Here is a 271-nt window from a genome sequence, read left to right as displayed (position 1 = left end):
CCCGTATTCCATGCTTTTAATAGCTCCAAAGCTTCTCCACCTCGCACTTCACCCACGATGATACGGTCAGGCCGATAACGTAAGGTGGTGCGCAGCAAGGTGCGCATAGAAATGTCGGCGTTTGGATGGGTTCGTTTAATCACATGATTGGGGGCGCTGCATTGCAGCTCGTTGGTATCTTCCAAAAGGATGCTACGCTCATTGGGAAAGCGCTGCGCCATTTCATACAGCAGCGCGTTCACAAAAGTGGTCTTTCCTGAGCCTGTGCCGC

At 52.4% G+C, this 271-nt stretch carries 1 protein-coding gene; it reads right to left on the bottom strand.

Going from position 1 to position 271, the window contains the following annotated elements:
* A partial coding sequence (locus tag Q1A70_RS20660; RefSeq protein WP_299695949.1) for an ATPase, T2SS/T4P/T4SS family occupies window positions 1–271 on the bottom strand: 271 nt, incomplete at both ends.

The organism is uncultured Vibrio sp., from assembly GCF_947488985.1.
Lineage (GTDB): Bacteria > Pseudomonadota > Gammaproteobacteria > Enterobacterales > Vibrionaceae > Vibrio.
Note: the sequence above shows the minus strand (reverse complement) of the source record. Positions and strands in the feature narration are given on the sequence as shown.